Raw genomic sequence first — 23,216 nt, forward strand, 5'->3', positions numbered from 1 at the left:
CCTGAACCCACTTTCAGAGGAGCCGGCCACCATGCCTGCGACCCGTACCTGGTTAAAAAACCCCCTCGCCATTTTCACCGGCAATGCCCTCGACGCCCGTGGCGGCCTGGTGCTGCAAGACGGCCTGATCGTCGAAGTGCTCGGCGCCGGACAGCAACCGTCCGCGCCCTGCGCGCAGGTCTTCGACGCCCGCGAGCATGTGCTGCTGCCCGGGCTGATCAACACTCACCATCATTTCTATCAAACCCTGACCCGCGCCTGGGCGCCGGTGGTCAACCAGCCGCTGTTTCCCTGGTTGAAAACCCTGTACCCGGTCTGGGCCCGACTGACTCCACAGAAGCTGGCCCTGGCCACCAAGGTCGCCCTGGCCGAGCTGCTGCTGTCGGGCTGCACGACGGCGGCGGACCACCATTACCTGTTTCCCGAGGGCCTGGAAAACGCCATCGACGTGCAGGTCGAAAGCGTCCGTGAGTTGGGCATGCGCGCCATGCTGACACGCGGCTCCATGAGCCTGGGCGAAGCCGATGGTGGCCTGCCGCCACAGCAGACGGTGCAACAGGGGCAGGTGATTCTCGATGACAGCCAGCGCCTGATCGCGCAGTACCACGAGCGCGGAGCCGGGGCGCAGGTGCAGATCGCCCTCGCGCCCTGCTCGCCGTTCTCGGTGACGCCGGAAATCATGAGCGCCAGCGCCAAATTGGCTGAACAGTTGGATGTGCGCCTGCACACGCACCTGGCGGAAACCCTGGATGAAGAAGACTTCTGCCTGCAACGCTTCGGCCTGCGTACCGTGGACTACCTGGACAGCGTCGGCTGGCTCGGCCCCCGCACCTGGCTGGCCCATGGCATCCATTTCAACCCCGATGAAATCGCCCGCCTCGGGGCCGCCGGTACCGGCATCTGCCATTGCCCGAGTTCCAACATGCGCCTGGCTTCGGGCATCGCCCCAACCCTGGACCTGATCGCCGCCGGCGCCCCCGTGGGCCTGGGGGTGGATGGCTCGGCGTCCAACGACGCCTCGAACATGATCCTCGAAACCCGCCAGGCCCTGTACCTGCAACGCTTGCGTTATGGCGCCGAGAAGATCACCCCCGAATTGGTCCTGGGCTGGGCTACCCGTGGCTCGGCGCAACTGCTTGGGCGCAGTGATATCGGGGAACTGGCGGTGGGCAAACAGGCTGACCTGGCCCTGTTCAAGCTCGATGAACTGCGCTTTTCCGGCAGCCACGATCCGTTGTCGGCGCTGCTGTTGTGCGGCGCTGATCGGGCGGACCGGGTAATGGTCGGCGGTCAGTGGCGGGTGGTCGATGGCCAGGTCGAGGGCCTCGACCTGAAAGGCCTGATCGCCGATCACAGCCAGGCGGCCCGGCAGTTGATTGCCGGCAGCTGATCGCCGGCTTTCGCCGACCCGCTGCAAGCGGCGGGTCGGCGAAAGGGCTACAGCCCCAGCAGCGACAACATGATGAAAGTGGCAAACAGCACGAAGTGAGTCATGCCCTCGATGGCGTTGGTTTCACCGTCATTGAGGTTGATCGCGCTGACGATCAGGGTGATGAAAATCATCACGGTCTGCACCGGGGTCATGGCCATCTGGAACGGCTGGCCGGTGTACAGCGCCATGGCTTCCATCACCGGCACCGTGAGAATCACCGTCGACAGCGAGGCTCCCAGGGCGATGTTGACCACCGACTGCATGCGGTTGGCCAACGCGGCGCGCAATGCAGTGAGGATCTCCGGTGCGGCGGAAATCGCCGCCACCAGGATCGCCGTGATCACCGGCGGCGCCCCCGTGCCTTCCAGCCCCAGGTCGAGAGGCTTGGACATCACCTCGGCCAACGCGCCGATCACCACCACACCAAAGACCAGGATGCCGATGCTCAGCCCGAGGTTGATCGCCGGCGCCTGCTCGGACGGGTCCTTGGCCCGGCGCTTCTGCGGGTAGCTGTAGCTGAAGAAGTAACTGTGGGGCCCGACCTGCATCCGCAGGAACAATGTGTAGAGCACCACCATCGCGCCGATGGTGAAGGCCGAGTAGACCTTCCAGTCAGACTCGGGAATGAACTCCGGCACCACCATCGACATGCCCATGGCGGTGAGGATCATCACGCTGTAGGTGCGCGCCGAATCATCGTTGTACGACTGCTCGCCGTGCTTGATCCCGCCCATCAGCGCGGCCAGGCCGAGAATGCCGTTGATGTCGAGCATCACCGCCGAGTAGATGGTGTCGCGCACCAGGGTCGGCGAGGCCTCGTTGCTCATCATGATCGCCAGGATCACCACTTCCACCAGCACCGCAGCCAGGGTCAGGATCATGGTGCCGTAGGGGTCGCCGACTTTTTCCGCCAGCAGCTCGGCATGGTGCGCCACGCGCATCGAGGCGGCGACGATAAAGCCGATCAGCACCAGCCCGGACCCCAGCGCCACGCCCTGGCCACTGTTGAGCAATACATGCTCCAGGGGATAGGCCACCAGCGCGGCGACCAGCGCCAGCAACAGGAAGGTTTCTTGCTTGAGTGACGTGAGCATTGCAGTCCTTTACACAATTCGAAACAAAGACAGGAGATGAGCTACAGACTGCTGCGAGTCACTAACGTTTCGTTACACCTTAGTGCACCAGGGGTTGGCATGCCGGGCGGCCAGCGCACCGGGTTGGCTCCCGGGGCTGTTCGGGCCACCTTCACGCCCCTCATCTTCCACCCGCCGAACCGCCGTGCCATGGCCTTCAGCCCAGGTAAAACCTGCCCCGGGCGTTTTGTTGTCTTGTTGGTCAGCTATTTGCATTGGGCTGTCAGAGCCTGAAAGCCCAGCCCTCCCCACAACAAAATGGAGTTCGAATTCATGCATAAACGTCCGTTGAAAAAGCTGCTGTGCGCCCTGACCGCTGCCATCGGCCTGAGTACCGGCCTGAGTGCCAGCGCGGCCGATCCGTTGAAAGTCGGCTTCGTCTACATCGGCCCGATCGGCGACCACGGCTGGACCTATCAGCATGAACAGGGCCGCAAGGCGCTGGTGGAAAAGTTCGGCGACCAGATCAAGACCAACTACGTGGAAAACGTCGCCGAGGGCGCTGATGCCGAGCGGGTGATCCGCAATATGGCCAAGGACAAGTACGACCTGATCTTCACCACGTCCTTCGGCTATATGAACCCGACGCTGAAGGTTGCCAAGCAGTTCCCCAAGGTCACCTTCGAACACGCCACCGGCTACAAGCAGGACAAGAACCTGGGCACCTACCTGGCGCGCACCTATGAGGGGCGCTACGTCGGTGGCTTCCTGGCGGCGAAGATGACCAAGACCAAGAAGATTGGCTACGTCGCCTCCTTCCCGATTCCGGAGGTGATTCGCGACATCAACGCCATCCAGTTGGCCCTGAACAAATACAACCCGGGCACCGAGATCAAGGTGGTGTGGGTCAACTCCTGGTTCGACCCGGGCAAGGAAGCCGACGCCGCCAATGCCCTGATCGACCAGGGCGCCGACGTGATCTTCCAACACACCGACAGCCCGGCACCGATCCAGGCCGCCGAACGTCGTGGTGTGTACGCCGTGGGTTATGCCTCGGACATGGCGCACTTCGGGCCCAAGGCCGTGCTGACCTCCATCGTCAACAACTGGGGCCCGCATTACATCCAGGCCACCCAGGGCGTGCTCGACCACAGCTGGAAACCGCAGGACTACTGGGGCGGCCTGAAGGAAGGCACGGTTGAACTGCCCATTAGCGACCTGGTGCCGGCCCCGGTCAAAACCGAAGCCGAACAGATCATCGCCGATATCAAGAGCGGCGCCTTCCACCCCTTCACCGGCCCGATCAAGGACCAGGCCGGCGTCGAAAAGCTGGGCCCTGGCGTCAGCGCCAGCAACGCCGAACTGGCCTCGATGAACTACTACGTCGAAGGCATGAAAGCCGATATCCCGAAATAACCCCTCTGAACCTGTAGCCGCTGCCGCAGGCTCTTGCAGCGTTTGGACGCTGGCCTCAAGGCACTGTAGATGTTCCCGACAGTGCAGGCGTATGGGAGGGCCCGCGCAGCCTCGGCAGCGGCTACAGTTATCGCGAACAATAAGGAGCAGATCCTCTTATGAACCAACTGCCCGTCATCGATATCAGCCCGCTCTACCAGGATCATCCCCAAGGCTGGCACAGCGTTGCGCAACAGATCGACCAGGCCTGCCGCGAGTGGGGCTTCTTCTACATCAAAGGCCACCCGATCAGCGCCCAGCGCATCGAACACCTGCTGGACAGCGCCCGGCAATTCTTCGCCTTGCCCACCGCCGAAAAGCTCAAGATCGACATCACCCAGACCCGCCATCACCGCGGCTACGGCGCCATCGCCACCGAGCAACTGGACCCGAGCAAACCCAGCGACTTGAAGGAAACCTTCGACATGGGCCTGCACCTGCCGGCCGATCACCCGGAGGTGTTGGCGGACAAACCCCTGCGCGGGCCCAACCGTCACCCGGACCTGCCTGGTTGGGAAACCCTGATGGAACGCCACTACCAGGACATGCAGGCCCTGGCCCAGACCCTGCTGCGGGCCATGACCCTGGCCCTGGGCATCGATCGCGACTTCTTCGACAGCCGCTTCGAACAACCGGTGAGTGTGCTGCGGATGATCCATTACCCGCCGCGTCACACCGCCAGCTCCGAGGAGCAGCAAGGCGCCGGCGCACACACCGACTACGGTTGCATCACCCTGCTCTACCAGGACACCGCCGGTGGCCTGCAAGTGCGCAATGTCCGGGGCCAATGGATCGATGCACCGCCGATCGAGGGCACGTTCGTGGTCAACCTGGGGGACATGATGGCGCGCTGGAGCAACGACCGTTACCTGTCGACGCCGCACCGGGTCATCAGCCCGCTGGGAGTCGATCGCTATTCGATGCCGTTCTTCGCCGAGCCCCATCCCGACACCCGCATCGAGTGCCTGCCCGGCTGCCAGAGCGCCGAACAGCCAGCAAAATACCCCGCCACCAGTTGCGCCGAATTCCTGCTCTCGCGCTTTGCCGACACCTATGCTTACCGGCGTGAGCTGGAAGGCGCCTGAGCAACCGCTTGGTCAGGTTTTACCGAATATTTCAGCGGGCGCCTGTAGAATGGCGAGCTTTTCGCAGCACCCGACTGCACCTGATGAGACTGAACCATGTACGACTGGCTAAACGCCCTGCCCAAGGCCGAGCTGCATTTGCACCTTGAAGGTTCGCTGGAGCCCGAGCTGCTGTTCGCCCTGGCCGAACGCAACAAGATCGCCCTGCCGTGGAGCGACGTCGAAACCTTGCGCAAGGCCTACGCCTTCAACAACCTGCAAGAGTTTCTCGACCTGTATTACCAGGGCGCGGACGTGCTGCGCACCTCCCAGGACTTCTACGACCTGACCTGGGCCTACCTGCTGCGCTGCAAGGCACAGAACGTGATTCACACCGAGCCCTTCTTCGACCCGCAGACCCACACCGACCGTGGCGTGCCGTTTGAAGTGGTGCTCAACGGCATCGCCGCTGCGTTGAAAGATGGTGAACAGCAACTGGGTATCACCAGCGGCCTGATCCTGAGCTTCCTGCGCCACTTGAGCGAAGACGAAGCGCAGAAAACCCTGGACCAGGCGCTGCCGTTCCGTGACGCCTTTGTCGCCGTGGGCCTGGACAGTTCGGAAATGGGTCACCCGCCGAGCAAGTTTCAGCGCGTGTTCGACCGGGCGCGTCACGAAGGCTTTCTGACCGTGGCCCACGCCGGCGAAGAAGGACCACCCGAATACATCTGGGAAGCCATCGACCTGCTGAAAATCCAGCGCATCGACCATGGCGTGCGCGCCATCGAAGACGAGCGTTTGATGCAGCGGATCATCGACGAGCAGATCCCGCTGACCGTGTGCCCGCTGTCCAACACCAAGCTCTGCGTGTTCGACCACATGTCCCAGCACAACATCCTCGACATGCTCGAGCGTGGGGTGAAGGTCACGGTGAACTCGGACGACCCGGCCTACTTCGGCGGCTACGTCACCGAAAACTTCCACGCCCTGCACACCCACCTCGGCATGACCCATGACCAAGCCAAACGCCTGGCCCAGAACAGCCTCGACGCGCGCCTGGTCAAACCGTAAGTCGGTAGCCGCTGCCGAGCCCGCGAGGCTGCGCGGGCCCGGGAGATCGGCCAGGGGTGTCAGGTGAGTGGGCGGTGTCTGGTGTGGCCAGCGCAGCCTGCCGGCAGCGGCTACACCGTGGCTTCGCTCAACTCCTCAAGGGTTTTGCCGCGGGTTTCCGTGCCGAACAGCCAGACCACCGCCGCGGCAATCGCGAAGCACAGCGCACCCAGGGCGAACACCCCGCCCTGTCCGGTGATCGGGAACACCAGCCCGGTCACCAACGGCCCGAGCAACGAGCCCACCCGCCCGATCGCCGAAGCAAACCCGGAGCCGGTGGCCCGCGCCGATGTCGGGTACAGCTCAGGGGTGTAGGTGTAGAGCACCGCCCACATGCCGAACAGGAAAAACTGCATCAACAGCCCGGAGCCGATCAGCAGGCTGACGTTGCCGCCAAACACCGCGCTCTGCCCGTAGAGAAACGCCATCACCCCGCCGCCCAACAGGGTGACGATGCACACCGGTTTGCGCCCCCAGCGCTCCACCAGCCAGGCCGCCATCAAGAATCCGGGAATCCCGCCCAGGGAAATCAGCACCGTGTAATACACCGACTGCGTGACCGCAAACCCCGACTGTTGCAGCAAAGCGCTGAGCCAGGACGTGAGCCCGTAAAACCCGAGCAGGGCGAAGAACCACACACTCCAGATCATCATCGTGCGCTGGCGATAGAGCGGCGACCAGATCTCGCGCAACGCCGAAAAGAACGTGCCCGGCGTACTTGCAACCCGTGGCAAGGCAATCGGCTCGGGCAAGTCGACACGCTGCAACGACGCGCGGACTTTGTCCTCGATGGCGCACAGCACCCGGTCCGCATCGGCGTGTCGCCCGGCCTGCTCCAGCCAGCGCGGCGACTCGGGAATAAAAAAGCGGATCACCAGCACAAACACCGCCGGTATCGCCAGCACCAGGAAGATATCGCGCCAGCCAATCAACGGCAGCAGGAAGTACGACAGCACCCCGGCGGCAACAAACCCCAGGGGCCAGAACCCGTCCATCAACGCGATGTAACGCCCGCGGCGCTTGGCCGGAATCATCTCCGACAGCATCGATTGAGCGATTGGAAATTCCATGCCCATGCCGATCCCCAGCAGGATGCGAAACAGCGTCAGGCCCTCGACGGTCTGCGCCGTGGAGCACAGGTAGCTGGCGATCCCCCAGAGCACGATGCTCCACTGGAACACCGGCTTGCGGCCGAAGCGGTCGGCGAGCATTCCCGACAGGGACGCCCCGACCACCATGCCGAAAAAGCTCGAACTGGCGAGCAGCCCGGCCTGGGCCGAACTCAGGCCGAACTCGGTTTTGATCGAGCCCAGGAGGAACGTCATCATCGCCAGGTCCATGGAGTCGAAGAAAAACGCCAGGGCAATGATGATGAAAATAACCCGGTGATAGCCACTGATGGGCAACCGTTCCAGTCGCTCTGCGGCGCTGTACCCCTGAATATTCATAGCCTGCCCCCGATTGATGGTCTGCAATCGAGTGTGCGCGATCGAGGCTGGCGGCTATTGCTGGATGCGACTCGGCTGCGTCCGAGAACGACGCACGGGCCCTGTAATCATTGATCCAAAGCGCTGCCGGCGGGGTAGTGGGCGGAAATCGCGGCGCAGCGCGACTGGAGCATCTCGCGCAGCAGATTGACCGGTTTGCTCAACTGCGCGCGGTGAGCGCACAACAGGTTCAGCGGCGCACGCTCGCAGAGCAGTTCCGGCATCAGCACTTTCAGGCGCCCGGCCAGCACGTCGGCGGCCACATCGAGCCAGGACTTGTAGGCAATCCCCGCCCCGGCCACCGCCCACAGGCGCACCACATCGGCATCGTCACTGAAGCGGTCGCCGTTGACGGTCAGGCCCACTTCGCGCTTGCCGTCATGGAAACTCCAGTGGTCGTGGACTCGGCTGCCGAGCATATAAAGCAGGCAGTTGTGCTGCGCCAGTTGCTCCAGCTGGCGCGGCTCGCCATGCCTGGCCAGGTAGCCGGGGGCGGCGCACAGCACCCGGCGATTCTGCGGAGCGACCGGCAGCGCCACCAGGCTTGAGTCTTCGGGCTCGCCGTAGCGCAGGGCGATGTCCACCGGCTGGCGAAACAGATCAGCGATGCGGTCCCCCAGCAGCAGGCGCAGGGTCAACCTGGGGTGCTCGCGCTGGAATTCGTCGAGCCAGGGCAGCAGCAGATTGCGCCCGAAATCCGAGGGTGCGGACAACTGCAGAATCCCGCTGACCTGATCCTGGCCGCTGGCCAGCAGGCGCCGGCCTTCGTCGAGGTTGCTCAGGGCCGCACGGGCATATTCGAGAAACCCCTCGCCCTCGGCCGTCAGGCGCAGGCTGCGAGTCGAGCGCGCCAGCAAACGCGCCCCCAACTGCTGTTCGATCCGCTTGAGGGCGGCGCTGGCCACGGCCGCCGACATGTCCATGACCCGCGCCGCGGCCGACAGGCTGCCCAGGTCGGCCGCGCGCACAAACAATTGCAGGTCGTCGAATCGCAGCATCTTGCACCCGGCATTATCAAAAAAATATTGAAAGAGCCTGCTCTTTTAGCCGGTTTTATCTTCAAGAGAAATAGCCAATCATCTGTCCATCGCCTAGCTACCTACTTCAGGAACACCACATGTCCCAGTCCTTCACCGCCATTGCCACCCTGATTGCCAAGCCCGATCAACAGGCCAGGCTGCAGCGCGAGCTCAGCGCCCTGGTTCCACCGAGCCGAGACGAAGCCGGCTGCCAGTACTACGAACTGCACCAGGACGCCGCGCAGCCCGATACCTTCTATGTGCTGGAGCGCTGGGACGATGAGGCGGCCCTGGAGTTTCACAACAACACCGCGCACTTCCAGCATTTCATTGCCCAGACCCGCGAGGCGATCGAGCACTTCGAGCTCAAGCGCCTGCAGTTGATTATCTGACCCTCCTTGCCCCCTTCATCAGGAACCCAGCATGAAAGCCATCGCTTATTACAACGCCCTGCCGATCAACGACCCCAAGTCCCTGCAGGACATCGAACTCCCCGAGCCCGTCGCCGGCCCCCGTGATCTGCTGGTGGAAGTCAAAGCCATCTCGGTCAACCCGGTGGATACCAAGGTGCGCCAGAACGCCCAGCCCGAAAGTGGCGCGGCCAAGGTCCTGGGCTGGGACGTGGCCGGTGTGGTCAAGGCCGTGGGCAGCGAAGTCAGCCTGTTCAAGGCCGGCGACAAGGTGTTCTACGCCGGCTCCATCGCCCGTGCCGGCGGCAACAGCGAGTTGCACGTGGTCGATGAACGGATTGTCGGCCATATGCCCAAGACCCTGGGCTTTGCTGAAGCGGCGGCCCTGCCCCTGACCGCAATCACCGCCTGGGAGCTGCTGTTTGAACGCCTGCAGATCCGCGAAGGCCGCGAAGACGTGGGCCAGAGCCTGCTGATCGTCGGCGCCGCCGGTGGCGTGGGTTCGATCCTGACGCAGTTGGCCAGCCAGCTCACGGGGCTCAAGGTCATCGGCACCGCATCACGGGAGCAGACCCAACGTTGGGTCCAGGACCTGGGGGCCGACCTGGTGATCGATCACAGCCAGCCGCTGAGCGAAGAACTCAAGCGTGCCGGCCAGGCCAGCGTGACCCACGTCGCCAGCCTGACCCAGACCGACCTGCACCTGGACCAACTGGTGGAAGCCCTGGCCCCCCAAGGCAAGCTGGCGCTGATCGACGACCCGAAAAGCCTCGACGTGACCAAGCTCAAGCGCAAGAGCCTGTCGCTGCATTGGGAGTTCATGTACACCCGTTCGTTGTTCGAAACCCCAGACATGCAAGAACAGCATGTCTTGCTCAACCGCATCGCCGAGCTGATCGACGCCGGCACCTTGAAAACCACGGTCGGCGAGCACTTCGGCACCATCAATGCGGCCAACCTGCGGCGGGCCCATGCACTGCTGGAAAGCGGCACGGCCAAGGGCAAGATTGTCCTCGAAGGCTTCTAAGAAACCGCTCACGATCTGCTGCGCTTAGCTCATGCGGCGTTAAAAATGGCTTCGAAATGCTCATTTAGGACCCTAAACTGGGCTTTCTCAGCCATTTTTGCCTTGCCTGAGCGTCGCTTGCTAGATCGTGAACAAGTTCTGAAGGCCGGGGCAGACGGCATTGCCGGAGGGGCAATGCCGTCAGTCCGAGAGTTGACGCTTGTCATATTCATGACCGTATTCGGGTCTACACTGGAGGCCTTTGCAACGCAGTCTTTTACCCGAGGAGGTCAGCAATGAAGATCCTGATAAAAGAATTGGCGAAACCCCAAGGCTCCCAATGGCAGGTCCGCCTGGACCAGCATGCGGTCACCTTTCGCAGCGAAGCCGAAGCCCGCGCCTTCGCTCAAACCCTGGAAGCCCGTCTGCAAGCCCCCCACCGATTCCCCGAAAGCCAGCAGCGCGCTGCCGGCTGAGTCAGAGCTTCGCCGCCTCAACTGCCCTGGCGTTTTGCAAACGCCGGGTGAGCACGGCCATCGTCACCGCGAGGACGCCGCACAGGCTGATCACCATGGCCATCGGCATGGCGCTGCCATCGTGCAGGAACCCCACCAGCCAGGCTGCCCCGGCCGCCACACTGAACTGCAGGCAACCGAGCAAGGCCGAGGCACTGCCGGCGCGTGCGCCCTGACCGTTCATGGCGCATGCCGAGGCATTGGGAATAATGCAGCCAAGGCTGGCAATACACACAAACAGCGGCAGCAACAGCGGCCACAGCTTTTGCGTGTGCATTGAACTGATGCCCAGCAGGACCAGGGCCGCAGCCAGGTAAATCCACACCGTGCGCGCCAGCAGGAAGGTCGGGCCACGCTTGGCCAACAGCCGCGCATTGATCTGCGCCACCAGGATGAAACCGCCGGCGTTGATCCCGAAGAACCAGCCAAAATGCTCGGCCGGCACCTCATACAGCTTGATGAAGATAAAGGGCGAACCGGCAATGTAGGCAAACATCCCGGCGATCGCGATGCCGCCGGTCAGGGCGTGGCCGAGGAATATCCGGTCGGCCAGCAGGCGCCCGTACTGGCGCAACGAACCGGACAGCGGCTGGCGTGGCAGGCCGGCCGGCAGGCTTTCCGGCAAGCCCAGGGCCACCGCCAGACCGGACAGGGCACTGAACGCCGTGAGCATGATGAAGATCGATTGCCAGCCATAGAGGTTCACCAGCAGGCCGCCGAGCATTGGCGCCAGGATCGGTGCCAGGCCCATCACCAGCATCAGCTGGGAAAACACCTTGGCCGAACCCACGGCATCACATTTATCGCTGACCACCGCCCGGGAAATCACCATCCCTGCGCAACCGCCCAGGGCCTGGACGAAGCGTGCCGCAATCAACCACTCAAGGTTCGGCGCATAGGCACAGGCCAGCGACGCCAGGGTGAACAAACTGACGCCGACCAGCAACGGCATGCGCCGCCCGAAGCGGTCCGCCACCGGGCCATAGGCCAGTTGGCCGATGGACAGCCCCAGGAAGTAGGCCGCGAGGGTCAGTTGAACGTGTTTTTCATCGGTGCCAAACGCCAGCGCCATCGCCGGAAAAGCCGGCAGATAGAAGTCGATCGCCAGCGGGCCAAAGGCGCTCAAGGCGCCCAGAATCAGGATCGTGCGTAAATTCATCAGGCATCCAAGTCGAGCATCAGTCAGCAACCCGACAGTCTAGCCGCGCTTGGATGCCTTGAACATTCCGATAGGTCGCTACCTATCAAAAAGACTCAGGCCAATTGCACCTTGTAGCCTTCGCCGCTGATCAGGCCGATGACCTCGTCGTCGGTCAGCCGGCTTTGCACACCGACCTCCTTCGCGCCCAGGTCGACCTTGACCTCGGCCGCCGGGTCCTTGGCCTGAAGCACCTGGGTGATGGCCTTGACGCAGTGGCCGCACGACATACCTTGAACATTGAATACTTGCATGAGGTTGCTCCTGTTGTGAGGGTTGGACCCAGTCTCTTCCTTGCCACCATGGCAAGGTCAAGTTCTGCTTTGCGCTGCCGGGCTGGCAATCAGCGCCGCGCTCGGCCAAGCTTGACCCTCTATGACACGACAGTAGGAGATTCAGCCATGCGCTGGTCAGCTTTCAGCCTATTCAGCATGCTTGGTTTATTGGCAGCCGCGCCTGCGGCCAGCGCCGCCGGGGAAGACTACGGGGTTCTGATCATTTCCAGGGAACGCCTGGAAGTCGCCACCTCCTGCGAAATCGGCCTGTACATCCAGGATCAGTTGGCAGGCCGACTGTTTCAGGAGCAGTCCGCCTCGTTCAACCTGCCGCCAGGCAAGGTTTCGCTGCGCCTGAAACTGCTGCCGGGCCAGGCCCCGGGTTGCAGCCCGGGCCTGCTTGCACCGGGTTCCCAGGACATTTCCCTGAGGGCCGGTGACGTCGTCAAATACCGCATCGCCATGAGCGAGTCCGGTATTTACCTCAAACCCGCCGCCCTGGGTTATTGAACGCGGGCCTCACACGGGGCCGGCGAGACAAATTGAAGCACCCCGCGTCATGGCGCTTGACCTTGCCCGCATGGCAAGGTTGATCCTGTAGGCAACTTTTACAGGGAGTGTCAGCGATGCCTGAATCAACCACCTTCGACCTGCCCATTGCCGGCATGACCTGCGCCAGTTGCGCCGGGCGCGTGGAGCGCGCCCTGAGCAAGGTCGTCGGCGCTCGCGCGGTCAGCGTCAACCTGGCCACCGAACAGGCCCGAGTCGAGGCGCCCACGGACAGCTTGCCGGCATTGCTGGAGGCGGTGCACAGCGCCGGCTACAGCGTACCGGCCCAGAGCCTGGAACTGAGCATCGGCGGCATGACCTGCGCCTCCTGCGCCGGCCGTGTCGAGCGGGCCTTGAACAAGGTGACGGGGGTCAGCCGCGTCAGCGTCAACCTGGCCAACGAACGGGCACATGTGGAGTTGCTGGGCCAGGTCGAGCCTGCGGTGTTGATAGACGCAGTGACCAAGGCCGGTTACAGCGCCAGCCTGTGGCAGGCCGACCAGAAAGCGCCCGATGACCAACAGCAACGCCTGCGCCGCGAACGCTGGACCCTGGTGCTGGCCATCCTCCTCGCACTGCCTCTGGTCCTGCCGATGCTGGTGGAACCCTTTGGCCTGCACTGGATGCTGCCGGCCTGGGCCCAGTTCGCCCTGGCCACTCCGGTGCAATTCATCTTTGGCGCGCGTTTTTACGTGGCTGCCTGGAAAGCCGTACGCGCCGGTGCCGGCAACATGGACCTGCTGGTGGCCCTGGGCACCAGCGCCGGTTATGGGCTGAGCATCTACGAATGGGCCACGGCGATGCATGGCCACACCCCGCACCTGTACTTCGAAGCCTCGGCCGTGGTGATCGCCCTGGTGCTGCTGGGCAAATACCTGGAGAGCCGGGCCAAGCGCCAGACCGCCAGCGCCATCCGCGCCCTGGAAGCCCTGCGTCCGGAACGAGCCATACAAGTGATCGACGGTCGCGAACAGGACGTCGCCATCAGTGCACTGCGCCTGGGCGACCTGGTCATGGTCAAGCCGGGCGAGCGCTTCCCGGTGGACGGAGAAGTGATCGAAGGCCAGAGCCACGCCGATGAAGCCTTGATCAGCGGCGAAAGCCTGCCGGTGCCGAAACAGCCGGGCGACCAGGTCACCGGCGGTGCCATCAACGGTGAAGGCCGGCTGCTGGTACGGACCCTGGCCCTCGGTGCGGAAACCGTGCTGGCACGCATCATCCGCCTGGTGGAAGACGCCCAGGCCGGCAAGGCACCGATCCAGAAGCTGGTGGATCGGGTCAGCCAGGTGTTCGTCCCGGTCGTGATCCTGCTGGCAGCGGTGACGCTGATCGGCTGGTGGCTATACGGCGCACCGCTGGAAACCGCCGTGATCAACGCCGTCGCGGTACTGGTCATCGCCTGCCCCTGTGCCCTGGGCCTGGCCACGCCGACCGCCATCATGGCCGGCACCGGGGTCGCCGCCCGCCACGGCATTCTGATCAAGGATGCCGAAGCCCTGGAACGCGCCCATGAAGTCAGCGCCGTGGTATTCGACAAGACCGGCACCCTGACCTCCGGCACACCGCGCATCGCCCACCTGCGCGCGGTGGATACCGATGAAAGCACCCTGCTGCAATTGGCCGGCGCCCTGCAACGTGGCAGCGAACACCCGCTGGCCAAGGCGGTGCTGGACCTGTGCGCCGAACGTCAATTGACGGTGGCCGACGTCACCTCCAGCCAGTCGCTGACCGGTCGCGGCATCGCCGGCAGCCTCGACGGCCGACAACTGGCCCTGGGCAACAAGCGCATGCTCGAAGAAAGCGGCCTGAGCGCCGGCGACCTGGCCGAGTCGGCCCAGGCCTGGGAGACCGAGGGCCGGACCTTGTCCTGGCTGATAGAGCAAAGTCCGCAACTGCGAGTCCTGGGCCTGTTCGCCTTTGGCGACACCCTCAAGCCGGGCGCCCTGCAAGCGGTGCAACAACTCAACGCACGCCATATCAGCAGCCACCTGCTGACGGGCGACAACCGTGGCAGCGCCAAAGTCGTGGCAGAGGCCCTGGGCATCACCGATGTGCATGCCGAAGTGCTGCCGGCGGATAAAGCCGCCACCGTCGCCGAACTGAAGAAAACCGGAGTGGTGGCCATGGTCGGCGACGGCATCAACGACGCCCCGGCCCTGGCGGCCGCCGACATCGGTATTGCCATGGGGGGCGGCACCGACGTGGCGATGCATGCGGCCGGGATCACCCTGATGCGTGGCGATCCGCGCCTGGTGCCTGCGGCCCTGGAGATCAGCCGCAAGACCTATGCGAAAATCCGCCAGAACCTGTTCTGGGCCTTCGTCTATAACTTGATCGGCATCCCGCTGGCGGCCTTCGGCCTGTTGAATCCGGTGCTGGCGGGCGCGGCGATGGCGCTGTCCAGCGTCAGCGTGGTCAGTAACGCCCTGCTCTTGAAGACCTGGAAACCCAAAGACCTGGAGAAGCTGGAATGAACATCGGCCAAGCAGCCAGCCACAGCGGCCTGAGCGCGAAGATGATTCGTTATTACGAATCCATCGGCTTGCTCAAGCCGGCCCATCGCAGCGACAGCGGCTACCGCCTGTATGGCGAGGATGACCTGCACACCCTGGCCTTTATCAAGCGTTCGCGGGATTTGGGGTTTTCCCTGGAGGAAGTCGGCAAGCTGCTGACCCTGTGGCAGGACCGCCAGCGGGCCAGTGCCGATGTCAAAGCCCTGGCTCGGCAGCATATCGACGAGTTGAACCAGAAGATCCGCGAACTGGCCGCGCTGCGCGACACCTTGCAGGACCTGGTGGAGCATTGTCAGGGCGATCATCGACCGGACTGTCCGATTCTCAAGGAATTGGCGTCGGGTAGCTGCTGCGAGCCTGTTCCGGCCTGAGGCACAGCTGTAGCCGCTGCCGAAGGCTGCGCTGGCCCCCTGCAACGCTCTTCATACCGCTGACTTTCCACAGCGGCCCGTCCGACCACCGTCCGAACGCCGCCCAAGCCTTCGGCAGCGACTACAGAATCAGGGGCAAAAAAAATCCGGCTAAGGCCGGATTTTTTTGAGGCTTACTGCATCCAGGGCGGAGGCGGCGGCTCTTCGGACTTGCCGGGAGGCGCATCGTCAGCGGCACGCACCGCTTGCCGGCGTTCTTCGTCGAGACGCGCTGCTTCGATCTCGCGCATGATCCCGCCGACATCTGCCAGCTCTTCCGGTTCGTCGAACTCACCGGTCAGGACGCTGGCCGGGTGCAAGGTCCCGGCTTCGTACAGGGCCCACATTTCCTTGGCGTACTTGGTGCGCTTGAGCTCCGGGGCAAAGCGCCCGAAGTAGGACGCCATGTTGCCGACGTCACGCTCCAGCATGCTGAACGCGTGGTTGTTGCCCGCCGCATCCACCGCCTGTGGCAGGTCGATGATCACCGGACCGTCCGGCGTCAGCAGCACGTTGAACTCGGAAAGGTCACCGTGCACCAGGCCGGTACACAACATCAGCACAATCTGCGAGATCAGGAACGCGTGATATTCACGGGCCTGGTCCGGCTCCAGCACCACGTCATTGAGGCGCGGGGCGGCGTCGCCGTATTCGTCGGCCACCAGCTCCATCAACAACACGCCTTCGAGGAAATCGAACGGCTTGGGCACTCGCACGCCGGCACTCGCCAAACGGAACAAGGCCGCCACTTCAGCGTTCTGCCAGGCATCCTCGGTTTCTTTACGACCGAACTTGGAGCCCTTGGCCATGGCTCGCGCCTGCCGGCTGTTACGCACCTTGCGGCCTTCCTGATACTCGGCCGCCTGACGAAAACTTCGTTTATTCGCCTCCTTGTAAACCTTGGCGCAACGTAACTCGTTGCCGCAGCGCACCACATAAACAGCTGCTTCTTTACCACTCATGAGTGGGCGCAGCACCTCGTCGACCAGACCGTCCTCGATCAGGGGTTCAATGCGTTTTGGAGTCTTCATCAGCTTTTATTGTGGGTCCTTTATTACCGAACACGCGAATGTCACTCGTTATACGGCAATCCTCGCATGGCGGGGAGAGGTTGCCGACCTATGAACCGCAGATAGCAACGGTAAAGATGCACTCAATGTGCCAGATAAATCGAACACATCAGCCGACGCCTATCGACCGACGCAGATCATAGCCCAGTGGCAGCCAGGCCGTGGGGATGCAAGTCGCAGACATTTCCAATAGAGGCCGAGATATTTTTCCTTGTTTAGCGGAGGAATTTTCTCGAAGCACCTCAATTTTCCCTCTATGCAGCCGAAGTCATCAGGGACAAAAGGAGTTTGTTCGACAATCCGATAGAGACGTCAGCACCCGGCATTGGTTCGCCCTGCCTCGCTCGATGCCCGCCCAACGGACGCAAATCACCGCATTGTTTAAAGCTGCCGTTAATCCGCGAGTCATGTGCACGTCGTGGGCCTACAAGAAAAAACTCTGGAGCGCGGATGAACATCAAACAGAAACTGACCTGGGCGTTTGCAATCATCGCCTGCTTGCCGGTGGTGCTGGTCGCCACGCTCGTGGTGCTGAACCTGCGCAGCGAGGCCAAGGACAATTTCGTCGACGGTAGCGCCCGGGAGATCCGCCAGGTCAGCAACGCCATGCAGCTGTTTTTCGAGGGCATCAGCCAGAACGTCGATTACCTGGCCAGCCAACCCTTGGTCAAATCGGCCGACGCCAGCGTGAAAAGCCGCGTCGGCGCCGATGCCGCGCAACTCCCCGACGGCGAGCTGGACAAGCAGTTGTTTGATCTGTTCGCCAGCCTGGCCGCCAGCCACCCGGCGTACTCCTATGTGTCCTACGGCCTGTCCAGTGGCGGTTACGCCTTCTGGCCCGGGGACCCGAAAATGTCCAACTATGACCCGCGCATCCGCCCCTGGTACAAGACCGCCATGGCCAACCCGGGCAAGACCGTACGAACCGCCGCCTATTACTGGGCCGGTGACGACGCCGTGCTGGTCAGCACCGTGCGCGCCGTGGCCAACCAGCTGGGCGCCCAAGGCGGCGTGGTCAACATCGACGTGTCGCTCAAGCAGCTCACCGAGATCGTCAAGCAGATCAAACTGGGCGAGTCCGGCTACCTGATGCTCCTGGAAAACACCGGCACCGTGCTGGTGGACCCGAAGCTGCCGGAACACAACTTCAAGGCCCTCGACAGCCTAGGCGCGGGTTATGCCCAACTGGCCAAGGCCGGCAAGGGCCTGGTGGAGGTCGAACTCAATGGCGAACGCTACATGGCCAACGTCTGGCCGTCGGAGCAATTGGGCTGGACCTTTATCGGCCTGATCAAGCAGAACGAAGTGATGGGCGCAGCGACCCAACTGACCTGGCTGATCGCAATCATTGCCGGCGTGCTGGCGGTGCTGTTCGCGGTGGTGGGCGCCAGTTTCGCCAGCGTGATCGTGCGCCCGATCCGCAGTGTGGCCAGCGGCCTGGAAGGCATCGCCCAGGGCGAAGGCGATTTGACGCAGAACCTCAACATCCGGGGCAGCGATGAAACCGCGCAACTGGCCAACTGGTTCAACCAGTTCCTGACCGCGATCCGCAACCTGATCCAGAGCATCGGCCAGGCGGCGAACAAGATTCTCGCCACCTCCCGCAGTTCGACCCAGGTCTCCAGCGACATGGCCGAAGCCGCCGGACGCCAGCGCGAAGCCGTGGACATGGTCTCCACCGCGTTCCACGAAATGGTCGCCACCGCCAACGAAGTCGCACGCTCCTGCAGCCAGGCCGCCGAGTCGGCCGACAGCGGCCAGCGCCAGGCCCGGGAAGGCCAGCAGCAGATCGACGCCGCCGTGCACAGCGTCGATCAGTTGAGCCAGGAAATCGAACAGTCGGCGCAGTCGATGCAACAACTGGAACGCGACAGCAATGACATCCAGTCGATCCTCGGCACCATCCGCTCAATTGCCGAACAGACCAACCTCCTGGCCCTGAACGCGGCCATTGAAGCGGCCCGTGCCGGTGAACAGGGCCGCGGCTTTGCCGTGGTGGCCGACGAAGTGCGCGCCCTGGCCAAACGCACTGCCGATTCCACCGCGGAAATCGACGGCCTGCTGGGCAACCTGGCCAAGCGCACCAGTGCGGTGACCCAGCAGATGCACGCCAGCCTGGAAGTGTCGCAGCAGTCGGTGAGCCGTATCGGTCTGGCGCGCAGCAGCTTCGGGCAGATCCGCGAGTCGGTGGACGTGATCCGCGACATGAACACCCAGATCGCCACCGCCGCCGAAGAACAGCATCAGGTGGCGGAAGACATCAACCGCCACATCAGCCAGATCCATGGCGATGCGCAGTTGGTGGCGGAACTGGCCAACTCGGCGCGCCTGGACTCCCAGAGCCTCGCCGGCTTGTCCGATGAACTGGACAGCCTGGTCCGCCGCTTCAAGACCTGATGCAAGCGGCGCCTGCACCTATCCTGCAGGCGCCCCCCCCTTCAGCGCTCGACAATCGCCGTCACGCCCTGGCCTCCGGCGGCGCAGATCGAGATTAGCCCGCGCCCCTGCCCTGCCACCTCCAGCAACTTGGCCAGATTGGCCACGATGCGCCCGCCCGTGGCCGCAAACGGGTGCCCCGCCGCCAGCGAACTGCCCTTGACGTTGAGGCGACTGCGGTCGATAGCCCCCAACGGTGCCTCAAGCCCGAGGCGGTTTTTGCAGTAGTCCGCGTCTTCCCAGGCCTTGAGGGTGCACAGCACCTGGGCTGCGAACGCCTCATGGATTTCGTAGTAATCAAAGTCCTGCAGCGTCAGCCCATTGCGCGCCAGCAAGCGCGGCACGGCATACACCGGCGCCATCAGCAGGCCTTCGGCGCCGTTGACGAAATCCACCGCCGCCGCCTCGCCATCACGCAGGTAGGCCAGCACCGGCAAGCCGCGTTCTTTGGCCCATGCTTCGCTGCCCAACAGCACCAGAGAAGCACCATCGGTCAGCGGTGTGGAGTTGCCGGCGGTCAGGGTGCCCTTGGCGCTGCGCTCGAACACCGGCTTGAGGCTGGCGAGTTTTTCCAGGGTCAGGTCCGGGCGCAGGTTGTTGTCGCGGGTCAGGCCAAGAAAGGGCGTGATCAGATCGTTGTGCCAGCCTTCGGCGTAGGCCGCGGCCATTTTTTGATGGCTTTCCAGGGCCAGTTGGTCCTGCTCGGCGCGGGGGATGTTCCAGGTCTGCGCCATCAGTTCGCAATGCTCGCCCATGGACAGCCCGGTGCGGGGCTCGCCATTGCGCGGCAGCTCGGGCTTGAGGTGATGGGGACGCAACTGAAGAAAGGTCTTGAGCTTGTCGCCCAGACTCTTTTCCCGATTCGCCTGCAGCAGAATTTTGCGCAAGCCCTCATTGACCCCGATCGGCGCGTCGGAGGTGGTGTCCACACCGCCGGCAATCCCGCACTCGATCTGCCCCAGGGCAATTTTATTGGCCACCAGCAACGCGGCTTCCAGGCCGGTGCCGCACGCTTGCTGAATGTCATAGGCCGGCGTGGTCGGCGCCAGGCGCGAGCCGAGCACGCATTCGCGGGTCAGGTTGAAATCCCGCGAGTGCTTGAGCACCGCCCCCGCAGCGACCTCCCCCAGGCGCAGGCCGTGCAGGTTGTAACGTTCGATCAGGCCCTCGAGCGCTGCAGTCAACATCGCCTGGTTGCTCGCGGTGGCGTACGGGCCGTTTGAGCGGGCAAAGGGGATGCGGTTACCGCCGATAATCGCGACGCGGCGCAGCTGAGTCATGGAAAGCTCCCTATTCTGTGAGTGCGACAACCCACAAGCGTAGGTTGTATCTCGTGGATCGAACGACTGAAGGCCCGAGGTGGTCCACAGTCTTAACCCCCCAGCAACCAGGCTGAGAGTGGACCGGGCGCCGAACGCGTTCAGCACGCAGTAGTTTTCAGACAGCCTGAATCGGAGAGCATTCCATGTCTGACCGTTATATCGACTTCGCCAATTCGGCCTTCGGCCATCGTCTGGTCTCGGCCATTGGCCTGCCGTCACCGGTACGCCTGGAACGCTGGCAGGCCGGTCGCCTGCGGCCCATCGACGGCGCCCTGCTGATCGGCGGCGGGCCACTGGCGCAGCAGGTGGGCGAGTTAGCCAAGCGCCTGACCGATGCCACCTATCACTACGGCAACGACCCCAGCCTGGGCACCCCATGGATTCCCGGCCACGGGCCCAAGCTCAAGGCGGTGGTGTTCGATGCCAGTGACCTGGTCCACACCGACCAGCTCAAACAGCTGCGCGAGTTCTTCCAGCCGCTGATGAAAAACCTCGATCACAGCCCCCATCTGGTGATTCTCGGCCGCGCCCCGGAGACCCTCGACCAACCCTTCGCCGCCAGTGCCCAGCGGGCTCTGGAAGGCTTCAGCCGTTCCCTGGCCAAGGAGCTGCGCGACGGCGGCACCCTGCAATTGTTGTACGTGGGGGCCGGTGCCGAAGAACAGCTGGAAGGGGCGCTGCGGTTTTTCCTGTCGCCCAAGAGCGCGTTCATCTCCGGCCAGGTCGTGCGCCTGCAGGCCTGCACGGCCCAGGTGCAGGATTGGAGTCGCCCCCTGGCCGGGCGCAAGGCCCTGGTCACCGGGGCCGCCCGGGGCATTGGCGCCTCGATTGCCGAAACCCTGGCCCGGGATGGCGCCGACGTGGTGCTGCTGGACGTGCCCCCGGCCAAGGCCGATCTTGAAGCCCTGGCCGCACGCCTGGGCGGGCGCAGCATTACCCTGGACATCTGCGCCGCCGACGCCGCCGAGCAATTGATCGAACAATTGCCCGATGGCATCGACATCGTGGTGCACAACGCCGGCATCACCCGCGACAAGACCCTGGCCAACATGACGCCCGAATTCTGGGATGCGGTGCTGGCGGTCAACCTCAATGCGCCGCAGGTCCTGACCCAGGCCCTGCTCGACAGCGGAACCCTGCATGACGAAGGTCGGGTGATTCTGCTGGCCTCCATCAGCGGCATCGCCGGCAATCGCGGGCAGACCAACTACGCCGCGAGCAAGGCCGGTCTGATCGGCCTGGCCCAGGCCTGGGCGCCGCTGTTGCAGCAACGCGCCATCAGTATCAACGCGGTGGCACCGGGGTTTATCGAAACCCAGATGACTGCACATATTCCCTTCGCCCTGCGCGAAGCCGGGCGCCGCATGAGCTCCCTGGGCCAGGGCGGCCTGCCGCAGGACGTCGCCGAAGCCGTGGCCTGGCTGGCCCAGCCCGGCAGCGGCGCGGTCACCGGACAAGCCCTGCGCGTCTGCGGGCAAAGCGTACTGGGAGCATGACCATGGCTGAGCATTGGCACCAACTCGACGCCCCACCCAAGCTGCCCGAGCTGTACCTGCGGGCCGCCCTGCGCCGCAAGATCACCGGCACCGAGCTCCCCGAATCCGGCCTGCGGTTGTGGCTGGATCTCGAGCCCAGCAACCTTGCGGCCTATCGCAAGGTCTGCGGCTTTGCCGAGAACGGCCTGCTGCCGCCCACTTATCCACACGTGCTGGCGTTCGCCCTGCAGATGCAATTGCTGACCGCCAAGGACTTTCCGTTTCCGTTGCTGGGGCTGATTCACCTGGCCAACCGGATCCGTGTCATCCGCCCCTTGGGGGGTGTCGGCCGGCTGCAGGTCGGGGTGCGGGTGCGCAATCTGCAAGCCCATGCCAAGGGCGCGGTGTTCGATGTCATCACCCAGGTCGACGACCAGCTTGGCCCATTGTGGGAAGCCGAGAGCCGGATGCTGTGCAAAGGTGTGGAGCTGCCCGGTACGCCGCCGGCCGATAGCCTGCAGGCATCCGCCGCCCTTGAAGAGTTGACGCGCTGGCCAGCCCCGGCGGACATCGGGCGGCGCTATGCCAAGGTGTCCGGGGACTACAACCCGATCCACCTCAGTGCTGCGAGCGCCAAACTGTTCGGCTTCCCCCAGGCCATCGCCCATGGCCTGTGGAACAAGGCACGTACCCTGGCCGCGCTGGCGGAGCATCTGCCGGCGGCGAACATCGAGATTGCCGTGGAGTTCAGGAAACCGGTGCGCCTGCCCAGCGAGGTCACGCTCCTGAGCAGCGCGCCGGGCTCAAGCGGCGATCTGCAACTGGTGGGTGCAGGCGAGTTGCAGCACATGCTGGGCACCTGGCGCCCGATTGCCTGAGGGGCGTCTCAACCGCGACGAATCAGGAACACCCCCGCCAGGATCAACACCAGCCCGGCGGCCTTGCCGACACTGATCGGCGCCTCGCGAAAACCGGCCCAGCCGAAGTGGTCCAGGGCCAGCGCCATGCCCAGCTGGCCCGCCAGGACCAGGGACATAAACAGCATGGCGCCGATCCGCGGGCCGGCGAAGGCCGCCGTGGTGATGAAAAAAGCCCCCAGCAGGCCACCGCACCAATGCCACCAGGTCAGGCCCTTGAGCGCCCCCAGGCTCGGCACTTCACGCTGCATCATCACCAGCACCAACAGGGCCAGGGTCCCGACAAAAAAGGAAATCAGGGCGGCGGCCAGCACACTGCTGACCTGTTTGGCCAACTGGCCATTGATTCCGGCTTGCAGGGGCAAAAAGGCGCCGGCAATAAAAGGCAGGCACAACAGCCACCAGACTGGGGCGGGCATAGGGAACTCCGGCAGGATTTTTGGCTGCGCAGTATAGGTTAATCCGCCCGGCGATAAAGAT

The 23,216-nt window shown here is 63.7% G+C and carries 21 protein-coding genes and 1 pseudogene; 14 read left to right on the top strand and 8 right to left on the bottom strand.

Going from position 1 to position 23,216, the window contains the following annotated elements; all coding sequences use genetic code 11:
• Positions 1–31: 31 nt before the first annotated feature.
• Complete coding sequence (locus AC19YX_RS09605; RefSeq protein ID WP_201129300.1) at positions 32–1,390, top strand: 8-oxoguanine deaminase; 1,359 nt, start codon at positions 32–34, stop codon at positions 1,388–1,390.
• 47 nt (positions 1,391–1,437) lie between these two features.
• Here AC19YX_RS09605 and AC19YX_RS09610 read toward each other — a convergent pair whose 3' ends face one another.
• Positions 1,438–2,526 carry a calcium:cation antiporter gene (locus tag AC19YX_RS09610; protein ID WP_500606148.1) on the bottom strand — a complete coding sequence of 363 codons (1,089 nt, stop codon included), beginning with the start codon at positions 2,524–2,526 and terminating at the stop codon, positions 1,438–1,440.
• A gap of 312 nt (positions 2,527–2,838) precedes the next feature.
• Here AC19YX_RS09610 and AC19YX_RS09615 point away from each other — a divergent pair, with 312 nt between their 5' ends.
• The 3 genes from AC19YX_RS09615 to AC19YX_RS09625 all read left to right on the top strand — a co-directional run bounded on the left by AC19YX_RS09615 (position 2,839) and on the right by AC19YX_RS09625 (position 6,095).
• Positions 2,839–3,921 (top strand): BMP family ABC transporter substrate-binding protein, encoded by a 1,083-nt coding sequence (locus AC19YX_RS09615; RefSeq protein WP_078469699.1) that lies wholly within the window; start codon positions 2,839–2,841, stop codon positions 3,919–3,921.
• A gap of 158 nt (positions 3,922–4,079) precedes the next feature.
• Positions 4,080–5,045: a 2-oxoglutarate and iron-dependent oxygenase domain-containing protein gene (locus AC19YX_RS09620; protein WP_078469669.1), complete on the top strand. Its 966-nt coding sequence runs from the start codon at positions 4,080–4,082 to the stop codon at positions 5,043–5,045.
• Between the two features lie 96 nt (positions 5,046–5,141).
• Positions 5,142–6,095: an adenosine deaminase gene (locus tag AC19YX_RS09625; protein ID WP_500606149.1), complete on the top strand. Its 954-nt coding sequence runs from the start codon at positions 5,142–5,144 to the stop codon at positions 6,093–6,095.
• A 110-nt stretch (positions 6,096–6,205) separates the two neighbouring features.
• Here AC19YX_RS09625 and AC19YX_RS09630 read toward each other — a convergent pair whose 3' ends face one another.
• Both AC19YX_RS09630 and vimR read right to left on the bottom strand, forming a co-directional pair.
• Positions 6,206–7,582, bottom strand: a complete 1,377-nt coding sequence (locus AC19YX_RS09630) for an MFS transporter (protein ID WP_421548813.1) — start codon at positions 7,580–7,582, stop codon at positions 6,206–6,208.
• A 107-nt stretch (positions 7,583–7,689) separates the two neighbouring features.
• The gene (gene vimR / locus AC19YX_RS09635; protein ID WP_078469667.1) at positions 7,690–8,619 is read right to left on the bottom strand and encodes a transcription regulator VimR; all 930 of its coding nucleotides are present in this window, start codon (positions 8,617–8,619) and stop codon (positions 7,690–7,692) included.
• 119 nt (positions 8,620–8,738) lie between these two features.
• Between vimR and AC19YX_RS09640 the strand changes: the two genes are divergently transcribed.
• From AC19YX_RS09640 to AC19YX_RS09650, 3 genes are all read left to right on the top strand, one after another.
• A complete protein-coding gene (locus AC19YX_RS09640; RefSeq protein ID WP_201129294.1) occupies positions 8,739–9,032 on the top strand; it encodes a putative quinol monooxygenase in 294 nt (97 codons plus the stop codon).
• Between the two features lie 31 nt (positions 9,033–9,063).
• On the top strand, positions 9,064–10,077 hold the full coding sequence (locus AC19YX_RS09645) for a zinc-binding alcohol dehydrogenase family protein (protein WP_500606150.1): 1,014 nt from the start codon (positions 9,064–9,066) through the stop codon (positions 10,075–10,077).
• A gap of 275 nt (positions 10,078–10,352) precedes the next feature.
• Positions 10,353–10,532 (top strand): hypothetical protein, encoded by a 180-nt coding sequence (locus AC19YX_RS09650; protein WP_020299366.1) that lies wholly within the window; start codon positions 10,353–10,355, stop codon positions 10,530–10,532.
• Position 10,533: 1 nt separating this feature from the next.
• On the opposite strand, the gene AC19YX_RS09655 is transcribed toward AC19YX_RS09650, so the two are convergent.
• Entirely contained in the window at positions 10,534–11,730 is a 1,197-nt protein-coding gene (locus AC19YX_RS09655) for a multidrug effflux MFS transporter (protein WP_078469664.1), read from the bottom strand.
• Positions 11,731–11,825: 95 nt separating this feature from the next.
• Positions 11,826–12,023: a heavy-metal-associated domain-containing protein gene (locus tag AC19YX_RS09660; protein ID WP_020299364.1), complete on the bottom strand. Its 198-nt coding sequence runs from the start codon at positions 12,021–12,023 to the stop codon at positions 11,826–11,828.
• Positions 12,024–12,170: 147 nt separating this feature from the next.
• Here AC19YX_RS09660 and AC19YX_RS09665 point away from each other — a divergent pair, with 147 nt between their 5' ends.
• The 3 genes from AC19YX_RS09665 to cueR all read left to right on the top strand — a co-directional run bounded on the left by AC19YX_RS09665 (position 12,171) and on the right by cueR (position 15,477).
• A complete protein-coding gene (locus AC19YX_RS09665) occupies positions 12,171–12,554 on the top strand; it encodes a hypothetical protein (protein WP_500606151.1) in 384 nt (127 codons plus the stop codon).
• A 116-nt stretch (positions 12,555–12,670) separates the two neighbouring features.
• Positions 12,671–15,067, top strand: a complete 2,397-nt coding sequence (locus AC19YX_RS09670) for a heavy metal translocating P-type ATPase (RefSeq protein ID WP_500606152.1) — start codon at positions 12,671–12,673, stop codon at positions 15,065–15,067.
• Positions 15,064–15,477 carry a Cu(I)-responsive transcriptional regulator gene (gene cueR / locus AC19YX_RS09675; RefSeq protein ID WP_078469661.1) on the top strand — a complete coding sequence of 138 codons (414 nt, stop codon included), beginning with the start codon at positions 15,064–15,066 and terminating at the stop codon, positions 15,475–15,477. Before AC19YX_RS09670 ends, cueR begins: the two co-directional genes overlap by 4 nt.
• Positions 15,478–15,650: 173 nt before the next feature.
• Here cueR and AC19YX_RS09680 read toward each other — a convergent pair whose 3' ends face one another.
• On the bottom strand, positions 15,651–16,547 hold the full coding sequence (locus AC19YX_RS09680; RefSeq protein ID WP_020299360.1) for a PA4780 family RIO1-like protein kinase: 897 nt from the start codon (positions 16,545–16,547) through the stop codon (positions 15,651–15,653).
• 645 nt (positions 16,548–17,192) lie between these two features.
• On the opposite strand from AC19YX_RS09680, the pseudogene AC19YX_RS09685 reads away from it, so the two are divergent.
• Positions 17,193–18,125 (top strand): annotated as a pseudogene (locus AC19YX_RS09685) (cache domain-containing protein); the annotation flags it as partial.
• Between the two features lie 129 nt (positions 18,126–18,254).
• Positions 18,255–18,983 (top strand): methyl-accepting chemotaxis protein, encoded by a 729-nt coding sequence (locus AC19YX_RS09690; RefSeq protein WP_421548916.1) that lies wholly within the window; start codon positions 18,255–18,257, stop codon positions 18,981–18,983.
• Between the two features lie 41 nt (positions 18,984–19,024).
• On the opposite strand, the gene AC19YX_RS09695 is transcribed toward AC19YX_RS09690, so the two are convergent.
• Positions 19,025–20,302, bottom strand: a complete 1,278-nt coding sequence (locus tag AC19YX_RS09695; protein WP_500606153.1) for an acetyl-CoA C-acetyltransferase — start codon at positions 20,300–20,302, stop codon at positions 19,025–19,027.
• Between the two features lie 185 nt (positions 20,303–20,487).
• Here AC19YX_RS09695 and AC19YX_RS09700 point away from each other — a divergent pair, with 185 nt between their 5' ends.
• Positions 20,488–21,840 carry a 3-oxoacyl-ACP reductase gene (locus AC19YX_RS09700; RefSeq protein WP_500606154.1) on the top strand — a complete coding sequence of 451 codons (1,353 nt, stop codon included), beginning with the start codon at positions 20,488–20,490 and terminating at the stop codon, positions 21,838–21,840.
• Between the two features lie 2 nt (positions 21,841–21,842).
• Positions 21,843–22,697 carry a MaoC family dehydratase gene (locus AC19YX_RS09705; RefSeq protein WP_500606155.1) on the top strand — a complete coding sequence of 285 codons (855 nt, stop codon included), beginning with the start codon at positions 21,843–21,845 and terminating at the stop codon, positions 22,695–22,697.
• 8 nt (positions 22,698–22,705) lie between these two features.
• On the opposite strand, the gene AC19YX_RS09710 is transcribed toward AC19YX_RS09705, so the two are convergent.
• Entirely contained in the window at positions 22,706–23,155 is a 450-nt protein-coding gene (locus AC19YX_RS09710) for a DMT family transporter (protein ID WP_020299355.1), read from the bottom strand.
• Between the last annotated feature and the right edge of the window lie 61 nt (positions 23,156–23,216).

It is taken from the genome of Pseudomonas sp. MF09150 (genome assembly GCF_059862355.1).